General features: G+C 57.9%; 22 protein-coding genes. 14 read left to right on the top strand and 8 right to left on the bottom strand.

The features are described from left to right. The first annotated feature begins 23 nt into the window (after positions 1 to 23). Entirely contained in the window at positions 24 to 467 is a 444-nt protein-coding gene (holC, locus tag B8P98_RS24760; protein ID WP_025714862.1) for a DNA polymerase III subunit chi, read from the top strand. Next, positions 467 to 3,322 carry a valine--tRNA ligase gene (locus tag B8P98_RS24765; protein WP_080897675.1) on the top strand — a complete coding sequence of 952 codons (2,856 nt, stop codon included), beginning with the start codon at positions 467 to 469 and terminating at the stop codon, positions 3,320 to 3,322. Before holC ends, B8P98_RS24765 begins: the two co-directional genes overlap by 1 nt. Before the next feature lie 47 nt (positions 3,323 to 3,369). On the opposite strand, the gene B8P98_RS24770 is transcribed toward B8P98_RS24765, so the two are convergent. Next, positions 3,370 to 4,566: a YjgN family protein gene (locus tag B8P98_RS24770; protein WP_025714864.1), complete on the bottom strand. Its 1,197-nt coding sequence runs from the start codon at positions 4,564 to 4,566 to the stop codon at positions 3,370 to 3,372. A gap of 184 nt (positions 4,567 to 4,750) precedes the next feature. Between B8P98_RS24770 and B8P98_RS24775 the strand changes: the two genes are divergently transcribed. After that, positions 4,751 to 5,254 carry a GNAT family N-acetyltransferase gene (locus B8P98_RS24775; RefSeq protein WP_025714865.1) on the top strand — a complete coding sequence of 168 codons (504 nt, stop codon included), beginning with the start codon at positions 4,751 to 4,753 and terminating at the stop codon, positions 5,252 to 5,254. A gap of 346 nt (positions 5,255 to 5,600) precedes the next feature. After that, positions 5,601 to 6,587, top strand: a complete 987-nt coding sequence (locus B8P98_RS24785) for an IS110 family RNA-guided transposase (RefSeq protein WP_095033517.1) — start codon at positions 5,601 to 5,603, stop codon at positions 6,585 to 6,587. A gap of 100 nt (positions 6,588 to 6,687) precedes the next feature. Here the strand turns inward: B8P98_RS24785 and miaE are convergent, their stop codons facing one another. Together miaE and rraB are read right to left on the bottom strand one after the other, a co-directional pair. Then, positions 6,688 to 7,452: a tRNA isopentenyl-2-thiomethyl-A-37 hydroxylase MiaE gene (miaE, locus tag B8P98_RS24790; protein ID WP_025712287.1), complete on the bottom strand. Its 765-nt coding sequence runs from the start codon at positions 7,450 to 7,452 to the stop codon at positions 6,688 to 6,690. 58 nt (positions 7,453 to 7,510) lie between these two features. Beyond that, entirely contained in the window at positions 7,511 to 7,933 is a 423-nt protein-coding gene (rraB, locus tag B8P98_RS24795; RefSeq protein ID WP_002886947.1) for a ribonuclease E inhibitor RraB, read from the bottom strand. 98 nt (positions 7,934 to 8,031) lie between these two features. Between rraB and argL the strand changes: the two genes are divergently transcribed. Together argL and argF are read left to right on the top strand one after the other, a co-directional pair. Next, complete coding sequence (argL, locus tag B8P98_RS32070; RefSeq protein ID WP_370736902.1) at positions 8,032 to 8,127, top strand: putative translational regulatory protein ArgL; 96 nt, start codon at positions 8,032 to 8,034, stop codon at positions 8,125 to 8,127. After that, positions 8,097 to 9,101, top strand: coding sequence for an ornithine carbamoyltransferase (argF, locus tag B8P98_RS24800; protein ID WP_004178387.1), 1,005 nt, complete (start codon positions 8,097 to 8,099; stop codon positions 9,099 to 9,101). Before argL ends, argF begins: the two co-directional genes overlap by 31 nt. Before the next feature lie 61 nt (positions 9,102 to 9,162). Here argF and B8P98_RS24805 read toward each other — a convergent pair whose 3' ends face one another. Beyond that, positions 9,163 to 9,615: a YhcH/YjgK/YiaL family protein gene (locus tag B8P98_RS24805; protein ID WP_025712288.1), complete on the bottom strand. Its 453-nt coding sequence runs from the start codon at positions 9,613 to 9,615 to the stop codon at positions 9,163 to 9,165. A 194-nt stretch (positions 9,616 to 9,809) separates the two neighbouring features. Between B8P98_RS24805 and B8P98_RS24810 the strand changes: the two genes are divergently transcribed. From B8P98_RS24810 to ridA, 5 genes are all read left to right on the top strand, one after another. Beyond that, positions 9,810 to 9,914: a pyrBI operon leader peptide gene (locus B8P98_RS24810; RefSeq protein ID WP_012969080.1), complete on the top strand. Its 105-nt coding sequence runs from the start codon at positions 9,810 to 9,812 to the stop codon at positions 9,912 to 9,914. After that, entirely contained in the window at positions 9,889 to 9,948 is a 60-nt protein-coding gene (locus B8P98_RS31835) for a pyrBI operon leader peptide (protein WP_227650304.1), read from the top strand. The genes B8P98_RS24810 and B8P98_RS31835 overlap by 26 nt, the downstream gene beginning before the upstream one ends. Before the next feature lie 2 nt (positions 9,949 to 9,950). Then, a complete protein-coding gene (gene pyrB / locus B8P98_RS24815) occupies positions 9,951 to 10,886 on the top strand; it encodes an aspartate carbamoyltransferase (protein ID WP_002886928.1) in 936 nt (311 codons plus the stop codon). Positions 10,887 to 10,900: 14 nt separating this feature from the next. Then, the gene (gene pyrI / locus B8P98_RS24820) at positions 10,901 to 11,362 is read left to right on the top strand and encodes an aspartate carbamoyltransferase regulatory subunit (protein ID WP_025712290.1); all 462 of its coding nucleotides are present in this window, start codon (positions 10,901 to 10,903) and stop codon (positions 11,360 to 11,362) included. Positions 11,363 to 11,435: 73 nt separating this feature from the next. Then, entirely contained in the window at positions 11,436 to 11,822 is a 387-nt protein-coding gene (ridA, locus tag B8P98_RS24825; protein WP_025712291.1) for a 2-iminobutanoate/2-iminopropanoate deaminase, read from the top strand. A 57-nt stretch (positions 11,823 to 11,879) separates the two neighbouring features. Here ridA and B8P98_RS24830 read toward each other — a convergent pair whose 3' ends face one another. The 3 genes from B8P98_RS24830 to mgtL form a co-directional block, all read right to left on the bottom strand. Continuing rightward, positions 11,880 to 14,270 carry a beta-N-acetylhexosaminidase gene (locus tag B8P98_RS24830; protein ID WP_095033518.1) on the bottom strand — a complete coding sequence of 797 codons (2,391 nt, stop codon included), beginning with the start codon at positions 14,268 to 14,270 and terminating at the stop codon, positions 11,880 to 11,882. A gap of 159 nt (positions 14,271 to 14,429) precedes the next feature. Next, positions 14,430 to 17,138, bottom strand: a complete 2,709-nt coding sequence (gene mgtA, locus B8P98_RS24835; RefSeq protein ID WP_095033519.1) for a magnesium-translocating P-type ATPase — start codon at positions 17,136 to 17,138, stop codon at positions 14,430 to 14,432. Positions 17,139 to 17,283: 145 nt separating this feature from the next. After that, entirely contained in the window at positions 17,284 to 17,481 is a 198-nt protein-coding gene (gene mgtL, locus B8P98_RS32075) for a mgtA regulatory leader peptide MgtL (protein ID WP_071993259.1), read from the bottom strand. 36 nt (positions 17,482 to 17,517) lie between these two features. Between mgtL and treR the strand changes: the two genes are divergently transcribed. The 3 genes from treR to treC all read left to right on the top strand — a co-directional run bounded on the left by treR (position 17,518) and on the right by treC (position 21,721). Beyond that, positions 17,518 to 18,465 (top strand): trehalose operon repressor TreR, encoded by a 948-nt coding sequence (gene treR / locus B8P98_RS24845; protein ID WP_080897680.1) that lies wholly within the window; start codon positions 17,518 to 17,520, stop codon positions 18,463 to 18,465. A gap of 130 nt (positions 18,466 to 18,595) precedes the next feature. After that, positions 18,596 to 20,014, top strand: coding sequence for a PTS trehalose transporter subunit IIBC (treB, locus tag B8P98_RS24850; protein WP_025712295.1), 1,419 nt, complete (start codon positions 18,596 to 18,598; stop codon positions 20,012 to 20,014). A 51-nt stretch (positions 20,015 to 20,065) separates the two neighbouring features. Next, the gene (gene treC, locus B8P98_RS24855) at positions 20,066 to 21,721 is read left to right on the top strand and encodes an alpha,alpha-phosphotrehalase (RefSeq protein WP_095033520.1); all 1,656 of its coding nucleotides are present in this window, start codon (positions 20,066 to 20,068) and stop codon (positions 21,719 to 21,721) included. Between the two features lie 56 nt (positions 21,722 to 21,777). Here treC and celB read toward each other — a convergent pair whose 3' ends face one another. Further along, positions 21,778 to 23,130, bottom strand: a complete 1,353-nt coding sequence (celB, locus tag B8P98_RS24860) for a PTS cellobiose transporter subunit IIC (protein ID WP_095033521.1) — start codon at positions 23,128 to 23,130, stop codon at positions 21,778 to 21,780. Positions 23,131 to 23,152: the final 22 nt, after the last annotated feature.

The following is a 23,152-nucleotide window of genomic DNA, read 5'->3' on the forward strand; positions in this document are numbered from 1 at the left end:
ATCCACAACAAGAAGCCCCATATATGAAAAACGCAACGTTCTACCTTCTGGACAACGAAGACACCGTCGACGAGCTGAGCGCCGTCGAGCAACTGGTGTGTGACATTGCCGCAGAACGTTGGCGCAACGGCAAGCGCGTCCTGATCGCCTGCGAAGATGAACAGCAGGCTATCCGTCTGGATGAAGCATTATGGGCAAGACCGCCGGAGAGCTTTGTGCCGCATAATCTGGCGGGCGAAGGCCCAAGAGGCGGTGCGCCGGTGGAGATTGCCTGGCCGCAAAAGCGCAACAGCAGCCCGCGGGATATTCTTATCAGCCTGCGGCTAAACTTTGCAGATTTTGCCACCGCTTTCACAGAAGTGATAGACTTTGTCCCTTACGAAGACAATCTGAAACAACTGGCGCGCGAACGCTATAAGGCGTACCGCATGGCTGGTTTCAACCTGAACACGGCAACCTGGAAATAATGGAAAAGACATACAACCCACAAGATATCGAACAGCCGCTTTACGAGCACTGGGAAAAGCAGGGCTATTTCAAACCGAATGGTGATGAAAGCCAGGAGAGCTTCTGCATCATGATCCCGCCGCCGAACGTCACCGGCAGTTTGCATATGGGTCATGCCTTCCAGCAAACCATCATGGATACCATGATTCGCTACCAGCGCATGCAGGGCAAAAACACCCTGTGGCAGGCCGGTACCGACCACGCGGGTATCGCCACCCAGATGGTGGTTGAGCGTAAGATTGCCGCTGAAGAAGGTAAAACCCGCCACGACTACGGCCGCGACGCCTTTATCGACAAAATCTGGCAGTGGAAAGCGGAATCTGGCGGCACCATTACCCGTCAGATGCGCCGTCTCGGTAACTCCGTGGACTGGGAGCGCGAGCGCTTCACCATGGACGAGGGGCTTTCCAATGCCGTGAAAGAAGTCTTTGTTCGCCTGTACAAAGAAGACCTGATCTACCGCGGCAAACGCCTGGTTAACTGGGACCCGAAACTGCGCACCGCCATTTCCGACCTCGAAGTGGAAAACCGCGAATCGAAAGGTTCTATGTGGCACATCCGCTACCCGCTGGCCGATGGCGCGAAAACCGCTGACGGTAAAGATTACCTGGTGGTCGCCACCACTCGTCCGGAAACGCTGCTGGGCGATACCGGCGTGGCCGTCAACCCGGAAGATCCGCGCTACAAAGATCTGATCGGCAAATTCGTGGTGCTGCCGCTGGTTAATCGCCGCATCCCGATCGTGGGCGACGAGCACGCCGACATGGAAAAAGGCACCGGCTGCGTGAAGATCACCCCGGCGCACGACTTTAACGACTACGAAGTGGGCCGTCGTCATCAGCTGCCGATGATCAACATCCTCACCTTTGACGGCGACATTCGCGAAAGCGCGGAAGTGTACGACACCAAGGGCAATGAATCCGACGTCTACTCCAGCGAGATCCCGGCGGAGTTCCAGAAACTGGAGCGCTTCGCGGCGCGTAAAGCCGTCGTTGCGGCGGTTGACGCCCTCGGCCTGCTGGAAGAGATCAAACCGCACGACCTGACCGTCCCTTACGGCGACCGCGGCGGCGTGGTTATCGAACCGATGCTGACCGACCAGTGGTACGTGCGAGCGGACGTGCTGGCCAAGCCGGCAGTGGAAGCCGTTGAGAATGGCGACATCCAGTTCGTACCGAAGCAGTATGAAAACATGTACTTCTCCTGGATGCGCGATATTCAGGACTGGTGTATCTCCCGTCAGCTGTGGTGGGGTCACCGCATCCCGGCATGGTATGACAACGACGGCAACGTCTACGTCGGCCGTAGCGAAGACGAAGTGCGTCAGGAAAACAACCTGAGCGCCGACGTTGCCCTGCGTCAGGACGAAGACGTTCTGGATACCTGGTTCTCCTCCGCGCTGTGGACCTTCTCCACTCTCGGCTGGCCGGAAAACACCGACGCCCTGCGTCAGTTCCACCCAACCAGCGTGATGGTGTCCGGCTTCGATATCATCTTCTTCTGGATCGCCCGCATGATCATGATGACCATGCACTTCATCAAAGATGAAAACGGCAAGCCGCAGGTACCGTTTAAGACCGTCTACATGACCGGTCTGATCCGCGATGACGAAGGCCAGAAGATGTCCAAATCCAAGGGTAACGTTATCGACCCGCTGGATATGGTTGACGGCATCACCCTGCCGGAACTGCTGGAGAAACGTACCGGCAACATGATGCAGCCGCAGCTGGCGGAAAAAATCCGCAAGCGTACCGAGAAACAGTTCCCGAACGGCATCGAGCCGCACGGCACCGACGCCCTGCGCTTCACCCTGGCGGCGCTGGCCTCTACCGGCCGCGACATCAACTGGGATATGAAGCGTCTGGAAGGTTACCGTAACTTCTGTAACAAGCTGTGGAACGCCAGCCGCTTCGTGCTGATGAACACCGAAGATCAGGATTGCGGTTTCAACGGCGGCGAGAGGGTGCTCTCCCTGGCCGACCGCTGGATCCTCGCGGAATTCAACCACACCGTGAAAGCGTACCGCGAAGCGCTGGATAACTTCCGCTTCGATATCGCCGCCGGCATCCTGTATGAGTTCACCTGGAACCAGTTCTGCGACTGGTACCTCGAACTGACCAAGCCGGTGATGAACGGTGGCAGCGAAGCGGAACTGCGCGGCACTCGCCATACGCTGGTGACCGTGCTGGAAGGTCTGCTGCGCTTGGCGCATCCGATCATTCCTTTCATCACCGAGACCATCTGGCAGCGCGTGAAAGCGATCTGCGGTATCACCGCCGACACCATCATGCTGCAGCCGTTCCCGCAGTACGATGCCTCTCAGGTGGATGACGCGGCGCTGGCCGACACCGAATGGCTGAAGCAGGCGATCGTCGCCGTGCGTAACATCCGAGCGGAAATGAACATCGCTCCGGGCAAACCGCTGGAACTGCTGCTGCGCGGCTGCAGCAAAGAGGCCGAGCGTCGTGTGAACGACAACCGCAGCTTCCTGCTGAACCTGGCGCGTCTGGAAAGCATTACCGTGCTGCCTGCCGATGATAAAGGTCCGGTCTCCGTGACCAAGATTGTCGATGGCGCCGAACTGCTGATCCCGATGGCGGGCCTCATCAACAAAGAAGATGAGCTGGCGCGTCTGGCGAAAGAAGTGGCTAAAATCGAAGGTGAAATTGGCCGCATCGAAAGCAAGCTGTCCAACGAAGGCTTTGTCGCCCGCGCGCCGGAAGCAGTAATCGCTAAAGAGCGCGAGAAGCTGGAAGGCTACGCGGAAGCGAAAGCGAAGCTGATTGAACAGCAGGCGGTGATTGCCGCGCTGTAATTGGTTGCATGAGAAAAAAAGGCCGGAGCATGCTCCGGCCTTTTTTATTACAGGAATGGCAGCGTGGGGAAAAAACCGCCGCACAGTTTGTCAGATCGTGTCGGCTGCGGTGGCGCCGCCGGCTGCAGATCGAGCGAATCGAGCTCACCGACCATCGTCGTGTTTTCCGCGAGATAGCGCAGCAAAACAATCTTAAACCAGGGATAGGCCAGGCCCAACGTCAGCAGCGAGAGAAACGTCAGCGCCAGTATACGCGGAGCAAGACCGCAAAACGTCAGGGTGGAACGGAAATGAACGTGGTCTCCCAGCACCAGATTATTTATTACGTGATTACGTAAAGCGACACGAAGGTATGCTATGGATAACACAATACCGATAGTGAGAAATAAATATCCCCCTAATATCGCCCCAAGATGCCGCAATGCCATAAACAGTGCCGAACCCTCACGGCACAAACCAAACATACAGCCCGTCAGCAGTTGGGCGACTGCGGAAAATAAAAAGCCAACAAAAATGATTATAAACGGCAACAAAATCGCCGTTGCCAATAAAAAAATCACCACACAACGCTTAGTACTCACATAAATATTAAATTTATTTTTTCCTAAGGTTGCGCCTTTGCCGATCAGATCATACCAGTGACTGTAAACCACACCGCTGGTTACCGCCATAATACACAATGTCAGCAAAAACAGAATAACGAGCCCCACTAACATGCCATTTATGCCATAGCCGAACCAGAGACGACTTCCCAACACCGAGAACACCACCGCCGTTATCACGTATATCAGCAAGGGTAAGCCAAGCATAATCCACCATCCGCGCAGCAGATTGCACTGAACTCCAAAGCGAATAGTCGCGAAAGAGGTCATGTTCGCATGGTAGTTTAATCCCCTTATAAACATGACCGGCAGCAGGATAACAAAGACCAACGTTTCCAGCCCTTCGCAACCGGGGGCGAATATGGCGAGCGCTAAACTCACTATAAGCAGCACAATGAATATCAGCAACCAGCTCAGGAAAATGGTGATACCACGCCCGTGATAGGCAAAACGGACACCATTAACTTCCATATTCTCGCAAAGATAACGATGATTGCGCACCCAGGCCCATGGAATAAAGATCCCCAAAGTAATTACAGACAAAATAACATTAACCAGACAAATAACAAAATAGCGCCCAGCCTGCCCATGAAACACAAAAGGATGGCCAGAACTCTGCGATTGTCCTGAAATCATACTCATATAAAAGTCGTCCTTGTACTTAAACCATATATATAAATAATAAATAATGCGTATCGGCATTAAGCGAGCAGAATATATTATTTTGAAATTTCGCGGCAATACATTTCACGCACAACTTGCGCCTGTAAACGAATAATGGTATTAAAGAAATGTATGGTTATTTAAGCTAAAATTGAGTGATTCTATGAATCTTGCCGCGCCACAAACCTTTACTATACGCCGTATCGCGGCGCAGGATAACGCTGCGATAGCGGCCGTCATTCGGCAGGTATCCGCAGAATATGGCCTGACCGCTGATAAAGGCTATACCGTTGCCGACCCCAATCTTGATGAGCTGTATGAGCTATACAGCCAGCCGGGCTCTGCCTATTGGGTGGTGGAGAAAGAGGGGGAAGTGGTCGGCGGCGGGGGTGTCGCACCGCTCTCCTGTAGCGAGCCGGATATCTGCGAGCTGCAGAAAATGTATTTCATGACCCGCGCCCGCGGCCAGGGGCTGGCGAAGAAACTGGCGCTACTGGCGCTGGATTACGCCCGCGAGCAAGGGTTTAAACGCTGCTATCTGGAAACCACCGCCTTCCTGACGGAGGCGATCGGCTTATATGAACATCTCGGCTTCGAGCACATTGACGGGCCGCTGGGCTGTACCGGCCACGTTGACTGTGAAGTGCGAATGCTGAAAACGCTGTAGCGCCTCGATATCGCAGGCGTCCCCGGTAGCGCTACGCTTACCGGGGCTACAGTTCGGTAGCCCGGCTAAGCGTAGCGCGAGCCGGGGTATGTCCCGAATGGCACCGCTGGCACCTTACCCGTGCTCGCGGTGCCGTTTTTTTGTCGGGTCTTGTATTATTCCTTTCGTGCAGAGAGAACCGGCCAGTTCTTTCTGCCATGCAGTCCGGATGCCGCACCCGACCTTAGATCCTCAAATCTGTGTCGTAGATAATTCGCACCGGACTGCGCTCCTCCACAAGTGATAAACCGAACAGTATCATGGACCGGAACACCCGGTACCCCGCATTTGCAAGGATGGTTACACCATGGAAAACAAACTCCACTTTATCGGCATTGATGTTGCCAAAGCTAAACTCGATGTCGATATGCTGCGCCCTGATGGCCGTCACCGCAGCAAGAAATTTGCCAACACCCCAAAAGGCCATAACGAGCTCGTCAGCTGGTTGTGCGGCCATCAGGTCAGCAATGCCCACGTCTGCATGGAAGCGACCGGGACGTATATGGAAGATGTCGCCGCTCATCTCTCTGACGCGGGGTATCTGGTCTCCGTTATCAATCCGTTGCTCAGCAAAGCGTTCGTCCAGAGCCAGGGAATACGCAGCAAAACCGATACGGTGGATGCCCGCCAGCTGGCGTATTTTTGCCGGGAGAAACGCCCGGTGATATGGGAAGCCCCCCATCCGGTTGAGCGGGCCCTGCGGGCGCTGGTGCTGCGGCATCAGGCACTGACGGAAATGCATGTTCAGGAGCAGAACCGGCGGGAAAGTGCCCGTGAAGTTCAGTTGCCGAGTATCGACATGCACCTGCTGTGGCTGGAGACGGAACTGAAGCGTATCGAAAAGCAGATAAAAGACCTGACGGATGATGATCCGGATATGAAGCACCGTCGCAAACTGCTGGACAGTATCCCGGGGATCGGAGCGAAAACATCGGCGGTGTTGCTGGCTTACGTGGGGCTGAAAAACAGATTCCTGGAAGCGAGGCAGTTCGCGGCGTTCGCGGGTCTGACACCAAAGCAGCATGAATCAGGCAGCAGCATCCGGCGGGTGAGTCGGATGAGTAAAATGGGTCATATGTCGCTGCGCCGTGCGCTGTACATGCCGGCAATGGTGACGCTGTACAAGACAGAATGGGGTCGGATATTCAGGGAACGACTGGAGAAGAGCGGAAAAAATGCAAAGCTGATCATCGGTGCAATGATGCGGAAGCTGGCACAGGTGGCGTACGGGGTCCTGAAATCGGGACGCCCGTTCGATGCCACGCAGCATACGGAAAATGCTTGCATGGCATAACAGTATCTACGGCCCGTACCATTGCGAGCTGAAGCTCTCCCCATGACTGAAACTGCCGGTGTTAGTGGCTACCGGGGCTACAGGGCCCGTATAACGAGGGTTACGCCGCTACTGGCACACCGCTGTGGAAGCGGAACTCGGCCTCCGGTCTGAGGATCAGCGCCGCTTCCGCCTCACCAAGCTGACGCACCCGCTCGCTGATATCTTCCCCGGCGATCTTCTGCGCCAGATCCAGATAGTCCTGATAATGACGCGCCTCGGAGCGCAGCAGCGACAGATAAAACTTCTGCAGATCGTCATCCAGCCACGGCGCCAGCGCGGCAAAGCGTTCGCAGGAGCGGGCCTCGATATAGGCGCCGCAGATCAGCTTATCAATCAGCATCACCGGCTCGTGCGAGCGCACTTCGCGCCGCAAGCCACGGGCATAGTTGCTGGCGGTAATTTTGACGTAGGGAATATCGCGCGCCACCATCATCTCCCGCACCTGCCAGAAGTGATGTAGCTCCTCTTTAATCAGCAAAATCATGCTGTCCAGCAGCTGGCGTCCCCACGGGTCGTCGGTCTGCGGCATGGCGCTTTTGTTGATCCGCTTATGCAGGGCGACAAAATCCGGCTCCGGCCCCCAGCGGTAGGTGAAGTCTTCGTACGGCTTCAGGCAGGCCAGTAGCTCGTCGGCGTCGGCTTTATCCGCGACGTAGCGACGCACCAGCAGCATGGCGTTCTGCGCCGCTTTCAGCTCGCACACCATATGGTCGGTCAGCAGCAGCGGCAGGTTTTCCGGCTTGCGGGCTTCCTCAATCCACGCCTGCGGCGTTGGACAGTGCAGGAAGTTGATAATCGGGGAGAGAATCTGCGGGTAATCCATGGAAGTTCCTTGCTATACGGCGGCAGGCGCCGCCGTATCCATCTACGACATCTGCGACTTAGTGGCGAACACCATCGTCGTCTTCATCGACATACTCTTCGTCATCGTCGTCGCCGTCTTCACCGTTCGGGTCCTCATAGTAGGTACCCCAACCGTCGTACTCGACGTCATATTTTTCTGCCAGCGTCATCAGCTGTTCCACCTGGGCATCGATCAGGTCTGCGTTCAGCGCGCATTCGCTCAGAATATCGCAGCAGATGACCATGTCACCCTCTTCCACTTCCAGCTCTTCGGGCTCGGTCACTTCATAGCCCAGCTTGAACGCTTCCACCGCCACTTTCTCCAGGGTTTCGAAATCGTCTGCAGAGAGGTGATGCTCAATCGTGTACAGTGCGTCCGGATCGCTGCCATCTTCCAGCAGCTCTTCGATAATCAGACGCGTCTCTTCACGCTGTTCTTCCAAGTGTTCCGGGTTTGCCATGGCTCGTTCCTCATAATGTGCGGCAGTTATCCCTATTGTCACATACCGCCGTCATTGCCTCCACTTCTCAGTGAAAGATTTCTATCACAGACTTGCAAATGAATATTCATACATATAAATTGAATTTTAATTCAATTAGTGGCCTATGCCAGGTGAGGGAACCATGTCTGCGTTTTACCAGAAGCATTTTTTAAAGTTACTCGATTTTACCCCTGCAGAAATCACCGCCCTGCTCGAGCTGGCGGCAAAGCTGAAAGCCGATAAGAAAAACGGTATCGAAGTCCAGAAACTGGCAGGGAAAAACATCGCGCTCATCTTCGAAAAAGACTCAACCCGTACACGATGCTCTTTCGAAGTTGCCGCATACGACCAGGGCGCCCGCGTGACCTATCTGGGGCCAAGCGGCAGCCAGATTGGCCATAAAGAGTCGATCAAGGATACCGCCCGCGTGCTCGGGCGGATGTACGATGGCATTCAGTATCGCGGCCACGGCCAGGAGGTGGTGGAGACGCTGGCGCAATACGCCGGCGTGCCGGTGTGGAATGGTCTCACCAACGAGTTCCACCCGACCCAGCTGTTAGCGGATCTGCTGACCATGAAAGAGCACCTGCCGGGCAAAGCCTTTAACCAGATGACGCTGGTCTACGCCGGCGATGCGCGCAACAACATGGGCAATTCGATGCTGGAAGCCGCCGCGCTGACCGGTCTGGATCTGCGCCTGGTAGCGCCATCGGCCTGCTGGCCGGAGGCCGCGCTGGTGGAAACCTGCACCGCGCTGGCCAAACAGCAGGGCGGCAACATCACGCTAACGGAAGATATCGCCGCGGGGGTGAAAGGCGCCGATTTTATCTATACCGACGTCTGGGTATCGATGGGCGAGGCGAAGGAAAAATGGGCCGAACGTATCGCCCTGCTGCGCGACTATCAGGTTAACAGCGCGATGCTGGCGCTAACCGGCAATCCGCAGGTCAAGTTCCTCCACTGCCTGCCGGCATTCCACGACGACCAGACCACGCTGGGCAAACAGATGGCTGCCGATTACGGCCTGCACGGCGGCATGGAAGTGACTGACGAGGTGTTTGAGTCGGCGGCGAGCGTGGTGTTTGACCAGGCGGAAAACCGGATGCACACCATCAAAGCGGTGATGGTGGCGACGCTGAGCAAGTAGTCCTTTGCTTGTGGCCACATCCCGGATAGCACGGCGCTTATCCGGGATTCGGCTCACCATTTTACGCCATCAACATCTTCACTACCGCTTTGCGCACCTTCGCCGGGGCGCCAACGGCGCACAGCGGTTTATGCACTTCGCCGGGATAAAACACCACAAAATCCCCTTCGTTGAGGATCACCGTTTTCTCCTGCTGGCCTTCGGCAAGAAAAGCGATGTCTTTCTCTGCCAGCCAGTCGGTCTGTGGCTCTCCTGGCGGCAAGGTGCTGAAGGTCATCCCCTCAATGCCGCGGAGCACAATCTGGATATCGAGATAGCGGGCATGGTATTCCGCGCGACGCGCGGCCTGCGGCTCGGTGGTGTCTTCGGAAATCAGATAAAACAGCTTATCACCATCGATATCGTGTTTACCCAGCGGCGTCGTCTCGCTGACATGGGCGATAACGTGCTTAATCGCCTCGCGCAGCGCGGCAGGCAGCCACGGCTGCAGATGGTGGATATTGCCAATAATCATTACTCACCTCAAATATAAAACAGCATTTCATTTTATCGTGTTATACCCCCATCGCCGCTGCCATACCAGTACCGTTTCACGGTTCTTTGCGCTGGCGCACTTTTCTGCAGGCAAACGATTACCTGTTTGTGAATGAATCGCTTGATCGTCATAACGGTCTGCGTATAATGCCAGTCGTTTTGCCGGGAGGAAGCATGGCCAATTGCGTACGACATTCTGTCTTAGCGCGTCTGAACGCAGACGCTGGCCTGGCGTTTTTCTTTCCGTTGCTCATTGGATTCCCGAAGCCCCTTATTTAAGGGGCTTTTTTTTTGCCCAGGCGTCAGGAGATAAGCATGGCTAACCCGCTATATCAAAAACATATCATTTCCATAAACGATCTCAGCCGCGAAGACCTCGAACTGGTGCTGGCGACGGCGGCAAAGCTGAAAGCCAATCCGCAACCCGAGCTGCTGAAGCATAAGGTTATCGCCAGCTGTTTCTTTGAAGCCTCGACCCGCACCCGCCTCTCTTTTGAAACCTCGATGCACCGCCTGGGCGCCAGCGTGGTCGGCTTTTCCGACAGCGCCAACACCTCACTGGGCAAAAAAGGGGAAACCCTGGCGGATACTATCTCCGTCATCAGCACCTACGTTGACGCCATCGTGATGCGTCATCCGCAGGAGGGCGCCGCGCGTCTGGCGACCGAATTTTCCGGCGGCGTGCCGGTGCTGAACGCCGGCGACGGCGCCAACCAGCATCCGACCCAGACCCTGCTCGACCTGTTCACCATTCAGGAGACTCAGGGCCGCCTCGAGAACCTTAACGTGGCGATGGTCGGCGATCTGAAGTATGGCCGTACCGTGCACTCGCTGACCCAGGCGCTGGCGAAATTCAACGGCAACCGCTTCTACTTCATCGCCCCGGACGCGCTGGCCATGCCGCAGTACATCCTTGATATGCTCGATGAAAAAGGCATCGCCTGGAGCCTGCATAGCGCGATCGACGACGTGATGGCGGAAGTGGATATTCTGTACATGACCCGCGTGCAGAAAGAGCGTCTGGATCCGTCGGAATACGCCAACGTCAAAGCGCAGTTCGTCCTGCGCGCCGCCGACCTCGAAGGAGCACGCGCCAACATGAAGGTGCTGCACCCGCTGCCGCGCATTGACGAAATTACCACCGATGTCGATAAAACGCCGCACGCCTGGTACTTCCAGCAGGCCGGTAACGGCATCTTCGCCCGCCAGGCGTTACTGGCACTGGTACTGAATAGCGAGCTGGCACTGTAAGGGGGAAATGAGAGATGACACACGACAATAAACTGCAGGTAGAAGCGATCAAACGCGGCACCGTGATCGACCATATCCCGGCGCAGGTCGGCTTTAAGCTGTTAACCCTGTTCAAACTGACCGAAACCGACCAGCGCATCACCATCGGCCTGAACCTGCCTTCCGGCGAGATGGGCCGCAAAGATTTGATTAAAATCGAGAATACCTTCCTGACCGACGAGCAGGTTAACCAGCTGGCGCTGTACGCCCCGCAGGCGACGGTAAACCGCATTGATGATTACGAAGTGGTGGGCAAATCCCGCCCGAGCCTGCCGGATCGGATTAACAGCGTGCTGGTCTGCCCGAACAGCAACTGTATCAGCCATGCTGAACCCGTTTCTTCCAGTTTTGCAGTGAAAAAACGTGCCGATGATATCGCTCTCAAATGTAAATACTGTGAAAAAGAGTTTTCTCATTATGTGGTGCTGGCCAACTAAATGCGGTTGGTATTAATACTGGCCCTCCCTATAATGGCTACGACCTAATTACTGCAGTTCATCTGGAGATATTATGAGCAAAACTATTGCGACGGAAAATGCACCAGCCGCTATTGGCCCGTATGTACAAGGTGTTGATCTGGGTAGCATGATCATCACTTCCGGTCAGATCCCGGTCGACCCGAAAACCGGCAGCGTGCCGGAAGATGTCGCCGCGCAGGCGCGTCAGTCCCTGGACAACGTAAAAGCTATCGTTGAAGCCGCTGGCCTGAAAGTGGGCGATATCGTGAAAACCACCGTTTTCGTGAAAGATCTGAATGATTTCGCCACCGTGAATGCCGCGTATGAAGCGTTCTTCACCGAGCACAACGCTACCTTCCCGGCGCGTTCCTGCGTTGAAGTCGCACGTCTGCCGAAAGACGTGAAGATTGAGATCGAAGCTATCGCAATTCGTCGCTGATTGCTTCTCTGCCCTCACCCCGGGCGCTTATGGCCTCCGCGGGGTGAGGGAGATGCCCTATTTTATCTTCGTTGCCCGCAGCAGTTTTTCCAGCGGATAGACCGCCGCAATCACCAGTTCATCCTGGGTTTTCGCCGCCGTATCCAGTTGCGCCAGGATTGAGGCGTACTCTTTATCGTCCAGCGTCCCCTGGCGCGCCACCAGGTCGGTCAAGCGCAGTCCGAGGCTTGCCAGCTTATCAACCTGCTGCACCACCGGCTTGATTGCCGCCAGCTGATAGTTATTGTCGGTCAGCGCCAGCGCATCGCCGCTGTTGTTCTGCCAGCGGGTAAAGACGTGGCGTAGCCCGTCGGCGCTCTCGGCGTCTTCGGCATCGCTGATCAACCGCTCCGCCCACTGATTCAGGCTGCGCACGGTGTCGCTCTCCGCCGGCAGCGCATCGGCAAGCCGGTTAAGCGGTTCAAACTGATGATAATTGTTCGCCTGGAACTTGAGATGCTGGCGGGTATAGTAATGCGCCGGCTCCAGCGCCTCGGCGAGGATCTGCAACGCCAGCGTATGGCTGCTGTTCGCCAGCCGGGTAAACTGCTCCAGCTGCTGGGCATGTTGCTGCAGGCCGACGGAGACCGTTGACCAGCTGTCCATCGCCTGCAGGCGCTGATACATATTGTCGCTGTCTTTGACATCTTCAGCCGACCATAACCGCTCCGCCACCGCAAAAGCCCGCGGCCACAGCTTGATGTCGATCACCGGCGCGGCGACGTTTTCCGCCCACAGCGCCGCTTCGCCGCCGAGCAGATTCTTCTGCTGCTGCGCGTCGGGTAGCGTCGGCTGAATACCCTGCGGCACAGCGTCCAGCCGCTTGCCGTCAACCGGATAGCGAGTATTGCCCAGCAGGAAGTAGCCACTGAGCGTGTCGTTGTTGATGGTCAGCACCGGGCGGGTTTCGCCCATCCAGGTATCGACGCGGAACGTGACCTGATTATCGTCAAGCCATTCAATTTCCTGCACAGCACGGCGAGATTTCCCTTTGAAATCAATGAATCCACGCCAGCCGCTATCGCCTTTCACCAGCGTGAAGCTGCCCTCCACCGCACTGCCCTTCAGCCGCGGCATCGAAAACTGCCAGCTCTGGGCGCTGTCGCTATCGGTGATCGTATCCACGCCGTCGAGTCCCTGCGGGATAATTTCATTGCGATAGTGATAGGCGGTGTATTGCGGCTGGTCGAGGTAAAAACCGGTGGAGAGAATACCGCGATAGCCGTGTTTGGCGACGTCGCCTAAGGCATCCTGACCCTGCCAGGACTGGATCAGAATGCTCTTCGGCAAATCTGGGTGGTAGATCTCATCCCAGCCAACCATCTGCCGGTGATGCTTTTCGAGCAGAGTCTCCAGCCGCCGGTTAAAGTACGCCTGCAGCGCGTGGCTGTCCGCCAGCCCCTTCTCTTTGAGGAATTTCTGAATGGCCGGATTGGCCCGCCACTGGCTGTCATCGACTTCATCACCGCCGATATGCAGATACGGATCGGGGAAGATAGCCGCCAGTTCGCTGACCATCGCCTCGGCAAACGCGTAGGTGGCCTCTTTCGTTGGGTCGAGTACCGGTTTCAGCACGCCCCAGTGACGCTCCATCGTATAGGGCCCTGGCGCGCTCATCAGTTCCGGATAAGCCACGGCGATCGCCGAGGCGTGGCCCGGCATATCGATTTCCGGCACCACGCGAATGCCACGTTCGGCGGCGTAGCGCACAATGTCTTTCATCTGCGCCTGGGTATAAAACAGGCCGTCGCTGGCCTGCTGCAGCTTCGGATAGCGGCTGGAGGCAAAGCGCCAGCCCTGATCGTCGGTCAGATGCCAGTGCAGTACGTTAAGCTTCGCCGCCGCCATACCGTCAATCTGCCGTTTGATCGCCGACAGCGGCATAAAGTGGCGGGCGGAATCCAGCAGCAGCCCGCGCCACGGGAAGCGCGGCGCATCGTTAATGGCGACATAAGGAATGGTGGTGCCGTCAGGGCCGTTTTGTACCAGCTGCAGCAGCGTTTCCATGCCGCGCAGCGCGCCAAAACGCGTATTGGCTTTCAGGGTTGCGCCGTCTGCGTTAACGGTAAGCTGATAGCTTTCATCGCTATCCGGCTGCGGCAGGAAAGGCACTTTTTTACTGACGATCACGTTAATGGTTGGGCTTTTTGCTGGCGCTGTCTGCGGCTGCAGCGTCCAGCCGGTTTGCCGCGCCAGGCGGTCGCGCCAGCGGTTTGCCGCCTCGCCAAGATCGTCGCCGCTGACGTTGAGCGTCAGCTGATTGTTCAGCGCCAGCGCCCCCTGCGCCTGCGGGCGCTCCACATGGGCGGGCCACGGCATCAACGGCAGATCGCCTGCCGGAGCGGCAAGCGCCATGCTGCTCAGAAGTATTCCGCTGGTCAGCAGAGTGCAACGCACGGTGTTAATCATCAATGTTCCTTTTTATGACGGGCCAAAAAAAGCAAAACATTGGGTTAACATGTGCGCAAAATGGCGTCAATACGGAACGATGACGGGCGTCACAACTTGATGAGATTTAAGAGAAATACCGGTAAGCCCCCCTTCCGAACGGAAGAGGGGCGACATCATTTACTGCCAGCCGTAGCGGCGGCTGTAGAAGCCCTTCACGGTCTGGGTCAGCACCATATAGCCCGCCAGGATCGCCACCAGCCACGGGAAGTAGCTCAGCGGCAGGGCCTGCAGCTGCAGATAGCCCGCCAGCGGCGAGAACGGCAGCGCAATACCCACCGCCATCACCACCAGGGTCATGGCGAACAGCGGCCAGGCGGCGCGGCTCTGAACGAACGGAATGCGGCGGGTACGGATCATATGCACAATCAGCGTCTGCGAGAGCAGCCCTTCAATAAACCAGCCGGACTGGAACAGGGTCTGCATCTCCACGGTATTGGCGTGGAACACCCACCACATCAGGCCGAAGGTGAGGATATCGAAAATCGAGCTGATCGGTCCAAAGAAGACCATAAAGCGCCCGAGATCGGCCGGGTTCCAGCGCTGCGGTTTACGGATCTGCTCATCATCGACGTTATCAAACGGGATCGCCACCTGGGAGACATCGTACAGCAGGTTCTGAATCAACAGGTGCAGCGGCAGCATCGGCAGGAACGGCAGGAAGGCGCTGGCCACCAGCACGCTGAAGACGTTGCCGAAGTTGGAGCTGGCGGTCATTTTGATGTACTTGAGCATGTTGGCGAAGGTGCGACGGCCCTCGATAACCCCCTCTTCCAGCACCATCAGGCTCTTTTCCAGCAGAATGATATCCGCCGCCTCGCGGGCAATATCCACCGCGCCGTCAACCGAGATACCGATGTCCGCCGCGCGTAACGCCGGGGCGTCGTTGATGCCGTCCCCCATAAAGCCCACCACGTGGCCTTCGCGCTTGAGCAGCGTCACGATGCGCTCTTTATGCAGCGGCGCCAGACGCGCGAACAGCGTGGTGCGTTTCGCCAGCGCCGCCAGCTCGTCGTCGCTCATGGCTTCAATCTGACTGCCAATCACCACCTCGCCCGCATCCAGCCCTACTTCATGGCACACCTTCGCCGCCACCAGCTCGCTGTCGCCGGTGAGAATTTTCACCGTAATACCGCTGGCCTTCAGCGCCTTCAGCGCCGGGGCGGTGGTCTCTTTCGGCGGATCGAGGAAGGCGATGTAGCCTTCGAGGATCAGGTCGGATTCATCCGCACGCTGATAGTCGCCTTCCCGCGCCGGCAGATATTTAGTGGCGACCGCTACCACCCGCAGTCCCTGACGGTTGAGGGTATCGGTGACCCGGCGGATGCGGCGCAGCATGGTGTCATCCAGCGGCACAATATCGCCGTTGTAGCGCACCTGGGTCGAGACGTTGAGGATCTCCTGCAGCGCCCCTTTGCAGATCAGCTGATGCGCGGCGTCCTCCTCCTTCACCACCACCGACATGCGGCGGCGTTCGAAATCGAAGGGGATCTCATCCACCTTCTGCCAGCGCTCCGCCAGGCCGCGGGCGGCTTCCAGCTCAACGCCGTCCAGCACCGCGGTATCGAGCAAATTTTTCAGCCCGGTCTGGTAGTGGCTGTTCAGGCAGGCAGCATGCAGCACCCGCTCGCTGACCTTGCCGGAGACGTCGGTGTGGTTCTCCAGCACAATCTTATCCTGGGTCAGAGTGCCGGTTTTATCGGTGCAGAGAATATCCATCGCGCCAAAGTTCTGAATGGCGTCGAGGTGCTTAACGATAACTTTCTGCTTCGACAGCTTCACTGCGCCACGCGCCAGCGTCGAAGTGACAATCATCGGCAGCATCTCCGGCGTCAGGCCAACCGCGACCGACAGCGCAAACAGCGCCGCCTCCCACCAGTCGCCTTTGGTGTAGCCATTAATCAGCAGCACCACCGGGGCCATCACCAGCATAAAGCGGATCAGCAGCATACTGACGCGGCTGATGCCTTTCTGGAAAGCATTCGGCTCGCTCTCCTGCTCGCTGACGCGACCGGCCAGCTGACCAAACCAGGTACGGCCGCCGGTGGCGAAGACGATCGCCTGCGCCGATCCGCTCACCACGTTGGTGCCCATAAAGCACAGGGTGTCGCACTCCAGCGGGTTCTGCTGCAGCGGATCGCGGCTGCGGGCCACTTTCTCCACCGGCAGCGATTCGCCGGTCAGCGAGGCCTGGGCGACGAACAGATCCCGCGCCTGCAGGATGCGCAGGTCGGCCGGGATCATGTCTCCCGCCGACAGCCGGATGATGTCGCCCGGCACCAGCTGGTCGATAGGCAGTTCCAGCCAGCGGCTCTCCCCCTGCTCGTTCACCACCCGCAGCACGGTGGCGGTGTTGCTGACCATCGCCTTCAGCGCATCCGCCGCTTTGGTCGAACGCGCCTCCTGGATAAAGTTGAGCAACGTCGAGATCCCCACCATCAGGGCAATCACCCCGGCGGCGAACAGATCTTCAGTCGAATAGGAGACGATGCCAAGCACCGTCAGCAGCAGGTTGAACGGGTTACGGTAGCAGGTCCACAGATGTACCCACCACGGGGAGGGCTTCTGCGCCGGGATCTGGTTGTCACCATGTTTGAGGATTTTCGCCGCCACTTCGCCTTCATTGAGCCCTTCAGGGTGGCTATCGAAGGCGCGCCAGATCTCCTGTTCGTCCATCGCCGCCACGTCCAGGCACTGCTGGCCCAGCGATTCAGGAATGGGGCCACTCGCCAGATGGCGGGCGTCCGGCAGCGGATCGCGCTGGACTAAACGGCGTGGCAGATGGCGGCTAAGCTGCGCGAACAGCTGCCGGGTATAATTTTTCAGCATAAACAGTCCCTCCGCGCTCGCCGAAGCGAACGCAGCGTGGCCAACAGGCGTGAAAAAGCCTACCTGTCAGGCATGTTATTTTTATGGCAGGGACATCAAGGACGTCACTGCTTTACGCTTTCCGGTAAAGCAGTGTTAAACAGGCTTACCGGAAAGAAAGGTTGCTCCATCGAGGATGAGGAGTGGGATCGGGGTCCATAAATATCTCCGGTAAGTGAATATAAACGGCGCGAATTATAGCGCCTTCGCTGAGGATTGTGTGGCAATAATGGCGATGATAAACCCGCGCAACTAAACCGAACGTAAACCAGACTTTGCTCATTGCGGTTTGGTTGAGTAGCATTAGGCTCACTTCTACGAATCCTGACGAGAATTCCGCATGCAGAACCGGCTGACCATCAAAGATATCGCGCGCTTAAGCGGCGTAGGGAAATCGACGGTATCCCGCGTCCTCAACAACGAGAGCGGGGTCAGTGAACGGACCCGCGAGCGTGTCGAAGCGGTAATGCAGCAGCACGGTTTTTCCCCATCCCGTTCGGCCCGCGCCATGCGCGGCCAGAGCGATAAAGTGGTGGCGATTATCGTCACCCGTCTGGATTCACTGTCGGAAAATCTTGCCGTGCAGACCATGCTGCCCGCCTTTTATGAACAGGGTTACGATCCGATTATGATGGAGAGCCAGTTCTCCCCGGCGCTGGTGGAAGAGCATCTCGGTATGCTCGCCCGGCGCAATATTGACGGCGTGGTGCTGTTCGGTTTTACCGGCATCGACGAAGCGATGCTCGCCCCCTGGCGCGACACCCTGGTGCTGATGGCCCGCGATGCCCCCGGCTTCGCCTCGGTGTGCTATGACGACGAGGGGGCCATCACGCTGCTGATGCAGCGGCTCTACGATCGCGGGCATCGCCATATTAGTTTTCTTGGCGTACCGCACAGCGACGTCACCACCGGTGAACGCCGCCATCTCGCCTACCTCGCCTTCTGTAAAAAGCATCGCCTGACCCCCACCGCCGCCCTGCCGGGACTGGGCATGAAGCAGGGGTATGATACCGTCGCCAGCGTGCTGACGGCAGAGACCAGCGCCCTGGTCTGCGCGACGGATACCCTCGCCCTCGGCGCCAGCAAGTATCTCCAGCAGCAGGGCCACGATGCGCTGCAGCTCGCCAGCGTCGGCAGCACGCCGCTGATGAAGTTTCTCCACCCGGAAATCTTGACCGTCGATCCGGGCTATGCCGAGTCCGGACGCCGGGCCGCCCGGCAGCTGATCGAGCAGATCGCCGGCAGCGTCGATCCCCGCCAGATCGTGATTCCCGCCGCCCTCAATTAATCTCATTTGGGCGATTTATGTGATCGTCGCCGGGTTTCGGGAACGTTCCCATTTTGCAAATCAAGCGGAACGGTTAGGATGCCCCCAAGGTAAAAACGGCATCTCTCCCCTCTGTTTTTGAGGCTTCATCATGAGCAAAGTAAACCAGCAGGACATCGATAAACTGATCGAACTGGTGGGCGGGCGCGGCAACATCGCCACCGTCAGCCACTGTATTACCCGTTTGCGCTTTGTGCTGAACGACCCGGCCATCGCCAGACCAAAAGAGATTGAGCAGCTGCGCATGGTGAAGGGATGCTTCACTAACGCCGGCCAGTTCCAGGTGGTCATCGGCACCGACGTCGGCGATTACTACAAGGCCCTGCTGGCGACCACCGGCCAGACCTCCGCCGATAAAGAGCAGGTCAAGCAGGCCGCGCGGCAAAATATGAAGTGGCATGAACAGCTGATCTCGCACTTCGCCGAGATCTTCTTCCCGCTGCTGCCGGCGCTAATCAGCGGCGGTTTGATCCTCGGTTTCCGTAACGTCATCGGCGACCTACCCATGAGCAACGGCCAGACGCTGGCTCAGATGCACCCGTCGCTGAAAACCATCTATGACTTCCTGTGGCTGATTGGCGAAGCGATCTTCTTCTATCTGCCGGTGGGGATCTGCTGGTCAGCGGTGAAGAAGATGGGCGGCACGCCGATCCTCGGGATCGTCCTTGGCGTCACCCTCGTCTCCCCGCAGCTGATGAACGCCTATCTCCTCGGCCAGCAGGTGCCGGAGGTGTGGAACTTCGGCCTGTTTACCATTGCCAAAGTCGGCTACCAGGCGCAGGTGATCCCGGCGCTGCTGGCAGGCCTGACCTTAGGCTTTATCGAGACGCGCCTGAAACGCATCGTGCCTGACTACCTCTACCTGGTGATTGTCCCGGTCTGCTCGCTGATCCTCGCGGTGTTCCTCGCGCACGCCATTATCGGTCCGTTTGGCCGCCTGATCGGCGACGGCGTGGCCTTCGCGGTGCGCCATCTGTTAACCGGCAGCTTCGCGCCAATCGGCGCCGCACTGTTCGGTTTCCTCTATGCGCCGCTGGTGATTACCGGTGTTCACCAGACCACTCTCGCCATTGATATGCAGATGATCCAGAGCATGGGCGGTACGCCAGTATGGCCGCTGATCGCGCTGTCGAACATTGCCCAGGCGTCGGCGGTGGTCGGCATCATCATCGCCAGCCGCAAGCAGAATGAACGTGAAATCTCGGTGCCGGCGGCAATCTCGGCTTACCTCGGGGTCACCGAGCCGGCGATGTACGGCATCAACCTGAAATACCGCTTCCCGATGCTGTGCGCGATGATTGGCTCCGGCCTCGCCGGTCTGCTGTGCGGCCTGAACGGTGTGCTGGCGAACGGCATCGGCGTCGGCGGCCTGCCGGGGATCCTCTCCATCCAGCCAACCTACTGGCAGGTGTACGCCATGGCGATGGCCATCGCGGTGGTAGTGCCGATTATCCTCACCACCGTGGTGTATCAGCGCAAGTACCGTCAGGGCACCTTGCAGATTGTTTAACTTCTTCTTTCGGGGCGCGTTTGGCGCCCCTCGTTGCAGCAGGAAAGCACTATGAATCATCTCCCCCACTGGTGGCAAAACGGCGTTATTTATCAAATCTATCCGAAGAGTTTTCAGGATACCACCGGCAGCGGTACCGGCGATCTGCGCGGTGTCACCTCCCGTCTCGACTATCTGCAAAAGCTTGGGGTCGACGCCATCTGGCTGACGCCGTTCTACGTCTCACCGCAGGTGGATAACGGCTACGATGTGGCGAACTACACCGCCATCGATCCCTCCTACGGCACAATGGCCGACTTTGACGCGCTGGTGGCGGAGGCGAAGGCCCGCGGCATCCGCATCGTGCTGGATATGGTGCTGAACCACACCTCGACCGAACACGCATGGTTCCGTCAGTCGCTGAATAAAGAGAGCCCCTATCGCCAGTTCTACATCTGGCGCGACGGCGAACCGGATGCCCTGCCGAATAACTGGCGCTCCAAGTTTGGCGGCAACGCCTGGCAGTGGCACGCCGACAGCGGGCAGTATTATCTGCACCTGTTCGCCATTGAACAGGCGGATCTCAACTGGGAGAACCCGGCGGTACGCGCCGAGCTGAAAAAGGTCTGCGAATTCTGGGCCGACCGCGGCGTCGATGGCCTGCGCCTCGACGTGGTCAACCTGATCTCAAAAGACCAGACCTTTCCCTGCGATCTGGACGGGGATGGTCGCCGCTTCTATACCGACGGCCCGCGGGTGCATGAGTTCCTGCAGGAGATGAGCCGCGATGTCTTTACCCCGCGTAACCTGATGACCGTCGGCGAGATGTCCTCCACCTCGCTGGAGCACTGCCAGCAGTACGCCGCGCTGGACAGCCGCGAGCTGTCGATGACCTTTAACTTCCACCATTTAAAGGTCGATTACCCCGGCGGCGAGAAGTGGACCCTCGCCCGTCCGGACTATGTGGCGCTGAAGGCGCTGTTCCGCCACTGGCAGCAGGGGATGCACAACCGGGCGTGGAATGCGCTGTTCTGGTGTAACCACGACCAGCCGCGCATCGTCTCGCGCTTCGGCGATGAGGGCGAGTACCGGGTGCCGGCGGCAAAGATGCTGGCGATGGTACTGCACGGCATGCAGGGCACGCCCTATATCTACCAGGGCGAAGAGATCGGCATGACCAATCCGCACTTCAGCAGCATTAACGATTACCGTGACGTCGAAAGTCACAATATGTTTATCGAGCGTGCGGCGCAGGGGCAAAGCCCGGACGAGCTGCTGGCGATCCTCGCCAGCAAGTCGCGCGACAACAGCCGCACGCCGATGCCATGGCACGCCGGCAAGAACGGCGGCTTCAGTGACGGTGAGCCGTGGATCGGCCTTGGCGATAACTACCAGGAGATCAACGTCGAGGCGGCGCTGGCGGACCCCGATTCGGTGTTTTACACCTATCAGCAACTGATCGCGCTGCGTAAAACCCTGCCGGTGCTGACCTGGGGTGATTACCAGGATCTGCTGCCAGAGCATCCGTCGCTGTGGTGCTATCGCCGTCAGTGGCAGGGGCAAACGCTGGTGGTCGCCGCTAACCTGAGCCGCGAGTTCCAGCCGTGGCAGCCGCCGGAGATGTCCGGCGACTGGCGGGCGCTGATTGGCAACTATGCGGAAACGTCCAACCGCCCGGCGGCAATGACGCTGCGGCCGTTCGAAGCGGTATGGTGGGTGCAGGAGTAACGTTTTTCCCCGGTGGCGCGACGCTCACCGGGGCTACCGGTTCGTGGGGCTCGAGATTACGCGCGGTCGGCGTCAGGAAGGATAACGCTCTCCTGCGGCTGGGCTGAGGCGTGCTCTTCTTTTGCCTTCAGCCGGTCCCAGGCGCGGAAGAACGGATAATAGACCACCAGCGAAATGGTTAAATTCACCACCTGCAGCACCGTACCGGAAATATGGCCGCCGGTCGCCAGATAGCCGCTGATGAAAATCGGCGTAGTGAACGGCAGCGCAATCCCCGCCGGCGGCGCTACCAGCCCGATCGCCATCGCGGTATAGGACACGATCACCAGCAGCACCGGGGTTAAAATAAACGGCAGGAAAAAGTACGGGTTCATCACCAGCGGGATGCCGAACACCATCGGCTCGCTGATGTTAAACAACGCTCCGGGCGCGGCAATTTTCCCCAGCTGCTTCATCTGCTGGCTACGGCTACGCAGCAGCATAAAAATCACCAGCCCCAGCAGCGCGCCGGTACCGCCAGGGGCAATCCACAGATCGTAAAACTGCTGGGTAATGATGTGCGGGATCGGCTGGCCATTCTGGAAGGCCGTCAGGTTCTCGGACATATTCGACAGCCACACCGGCTGGATAAACACCAGTACAATCGCGTCGCCATGCAGGCCCAGGGTCCACAAAATACCAATCACAATGACCGAAATAATCATCCCCGGCAGCGTACCGCCGACGTGGTGCATCGGAATGCCAATTAAGGTAGCGATCATGCTGTTGATGTCGCCGAACGGCGAGGCCTCAACCGCCAGACGCAGCGCCAGCACCACCGCCAGCACGCAAAAACCGGGGATCAGGGCGAGGAATGATTTGGCCACCGCTGGCGGCACGCCGTCCGGCATACGAATCACAAGATTACGGCTGGCGACAAAACGGTAAATCTCCGTCGACAGCAGCGAAATGACAATGGCGACGAACAGCCCCTGGCTGCCGACCATGCTCACCGGAATGACCCCTTTAATTACCTCCGCCGCGCCGTGTACCGGCGTAAACAGGGTGTTCTGCGGGATCGTCATCATGAAGGCCACCAGCGACATCGCCCCGGCGCTCAGCGGGTCGAGGGTGCGATACTTCTCCGCCAGCCGGTAGGCGATGCCGAAGCTGGAAATCAGCGCCATGATGTCGTAGGTCGCTTTCACCGGGTACAGCATTTTATCGCGCCAGACCTCACCAAACAGGCTGCTCATCATATCGGCATAGCCGGGGATCGGCAGGTAGGCGAAAATCAAAAAAAACGAACCAATCAGCATAAACGGCATATTCAGAATGATGCCGTCGCGCACCGACAGGACGTGCTTTTGCCCGGCGATTTTCAGCGCTGCCGGCATGACGTAACGTTCAATCCAGCTTGTATTCGACATGGTGTGCTCCCGAGGGGAAATA

Source organism: Klebsiella quasivariicola, assembly GCF_002269255.1.
GTDB classification, from domain to species: Bacteria; Pseudomonadota; Gammaproteobacteria; order Enterobacterales; family Enterobacteriaceae; genus Klebsiella; species Klebsiella quasivariicola.

Excerpts from the sequence above, each read along its gene's own strand:
- ridA (WP_025712291.1), top strand. The coding sequence starts at position 11,436 with ATGAGCAAAACTATTGCGACGGAAAATGCACCAGCCGCTATTGGCCCG.
- B8P98_RS24785 (WP_095033517.1), top strand. The coding sequence starts at position 5,601 with ATGGAAAACAAACTCCACTTTATCGGCATTGATGTTGCCAAAGCTAAA.
- celB (WP_095033521.1), bottom strand. The coding sequence starts at position 23,130 with ATGTCGAATACAAGCTGGATTGAACGTTACGTCATGCCGGCAGCGCTG.
- rraB (WP_002886947.1), bottom strand. The coding sequence starts at position 7,933 with ATGGCAAACCCGGAACACTTGGAAGAACAGCGTGAAGAGACGCGTCTG.
- pyrB (WP_002886928.1), top strand. The coding sequence starts at position 9,951 with ATGGCTAACCCGCTATATCAAAAACATATCATTTCCATAAACGATCTC.
- miaE (WP_025712287.1), bottom strand. The coding sequence starts at position 7,452 with ATGGATTACCCGCAGATTCTCTCCCCGATTATCAACTTCCTGCACTGT.
- holC (WP_025714862.1), top strand. The coding sequence starts at position 24 with ATGAAAAACGCAACGTTCTACCTTCTGGACAACGAAGACACCGTCGAC.
- pyrI (WP_025712290.1), top strand. The coding sequence starts at position 10,901 with ATGACACACGACAATAAACTGCAGGTAGAAGCGATCAAACGCGGCACC.
- treR (WP_080897680.1), top strand. The coding sequence starts at position 17,518 with ATGCAGAACCGGCTGACCATCAAAGATATCGCGCGCTTAAGCGGCGTA.
- B8P98_RS24810 (WP_012969080.1), top strand. The coding sequence starts at position 9,810 with ATGGCCAATTGCGTACGACATTCTGTCTTAGCGCGTCTGAACGCAGAC.
- B8P98_RS24775 (WP_025714865.1), top strand. The coding sequence starts at position 4,751 with ATGAATCTTGCCGCGCCACAAACCTTTACTATACGCCGTATCGCGGCG.
- mgtA (WP_095033519.1), bottom strand. The coding sequence starts at position 17,138 with ATGCTGAAAAATTATACCCGGCAGCTGTTCGCGCAGCTTAGCCGCCAT.
- mgtL (WP_071993259.1), bottom strand. The coding sequence starts at position 17,481 with ATGCTACTCAACCAAACCGCAATGAGCAAAGTCTGGTTTACGTTCGGT.
- treC (WP_095033520.1), top strand. The coding sequence starts at position 20,066 with ATGAATCATCTCCCCCACTGGTGGCAAAACGGCGTTATTTATCAAATC.
- argL (WP_370736902.1), top strand. The coding sequence starts at position 8,032 with ATGAATATTCATACATATAAATTGAATTTTAATTCAATTAGTGGCCTA.
- B8P98_RS24805 (WP_025712288.1), bottom strand. The coding sequence starts at position 9,615 with ATGATTATTGGCAATATCCACCATCTGCAGCCGTGGCTGCCTGCCGCG.
- B8P98_RS24830 (WP_095033518.1), bottom strand. The coding sequence starts at position 14,270 with ATGATTAACACCGTGCGTTGCACTCTGCTGACCAGCGGAATACTTCTG.
- B8P98_RS24770 (WP_025714864.1), bottom strand. The coding sequence starts at position 4,566 with ATGAGTATGATTTCAGGACAATCGCAGAGTTCTGGCCATCCTTTTGTG.
- treB (WP_025712295.1), top strand. The coding sequence starts at position 18,596 with ATGAGCAAAGTAAACCAGCAGGACATCGATAAACTGATCGAACTGGTG.
- B8P98_RS24765 (WP_080897675.1), top strand. The coding sequence starts at position 467 with ATGGAAAAGACATACAACCCACAAGATATCGAACAGCCGCTTTACGAG.
- argF (WP_004178387.1), top strand. The coding sequence starts at position 8,097 with ATGTCTGCGTTTTACCAGAAGCATTTTTTAAAGTTACTCGATTTTACC.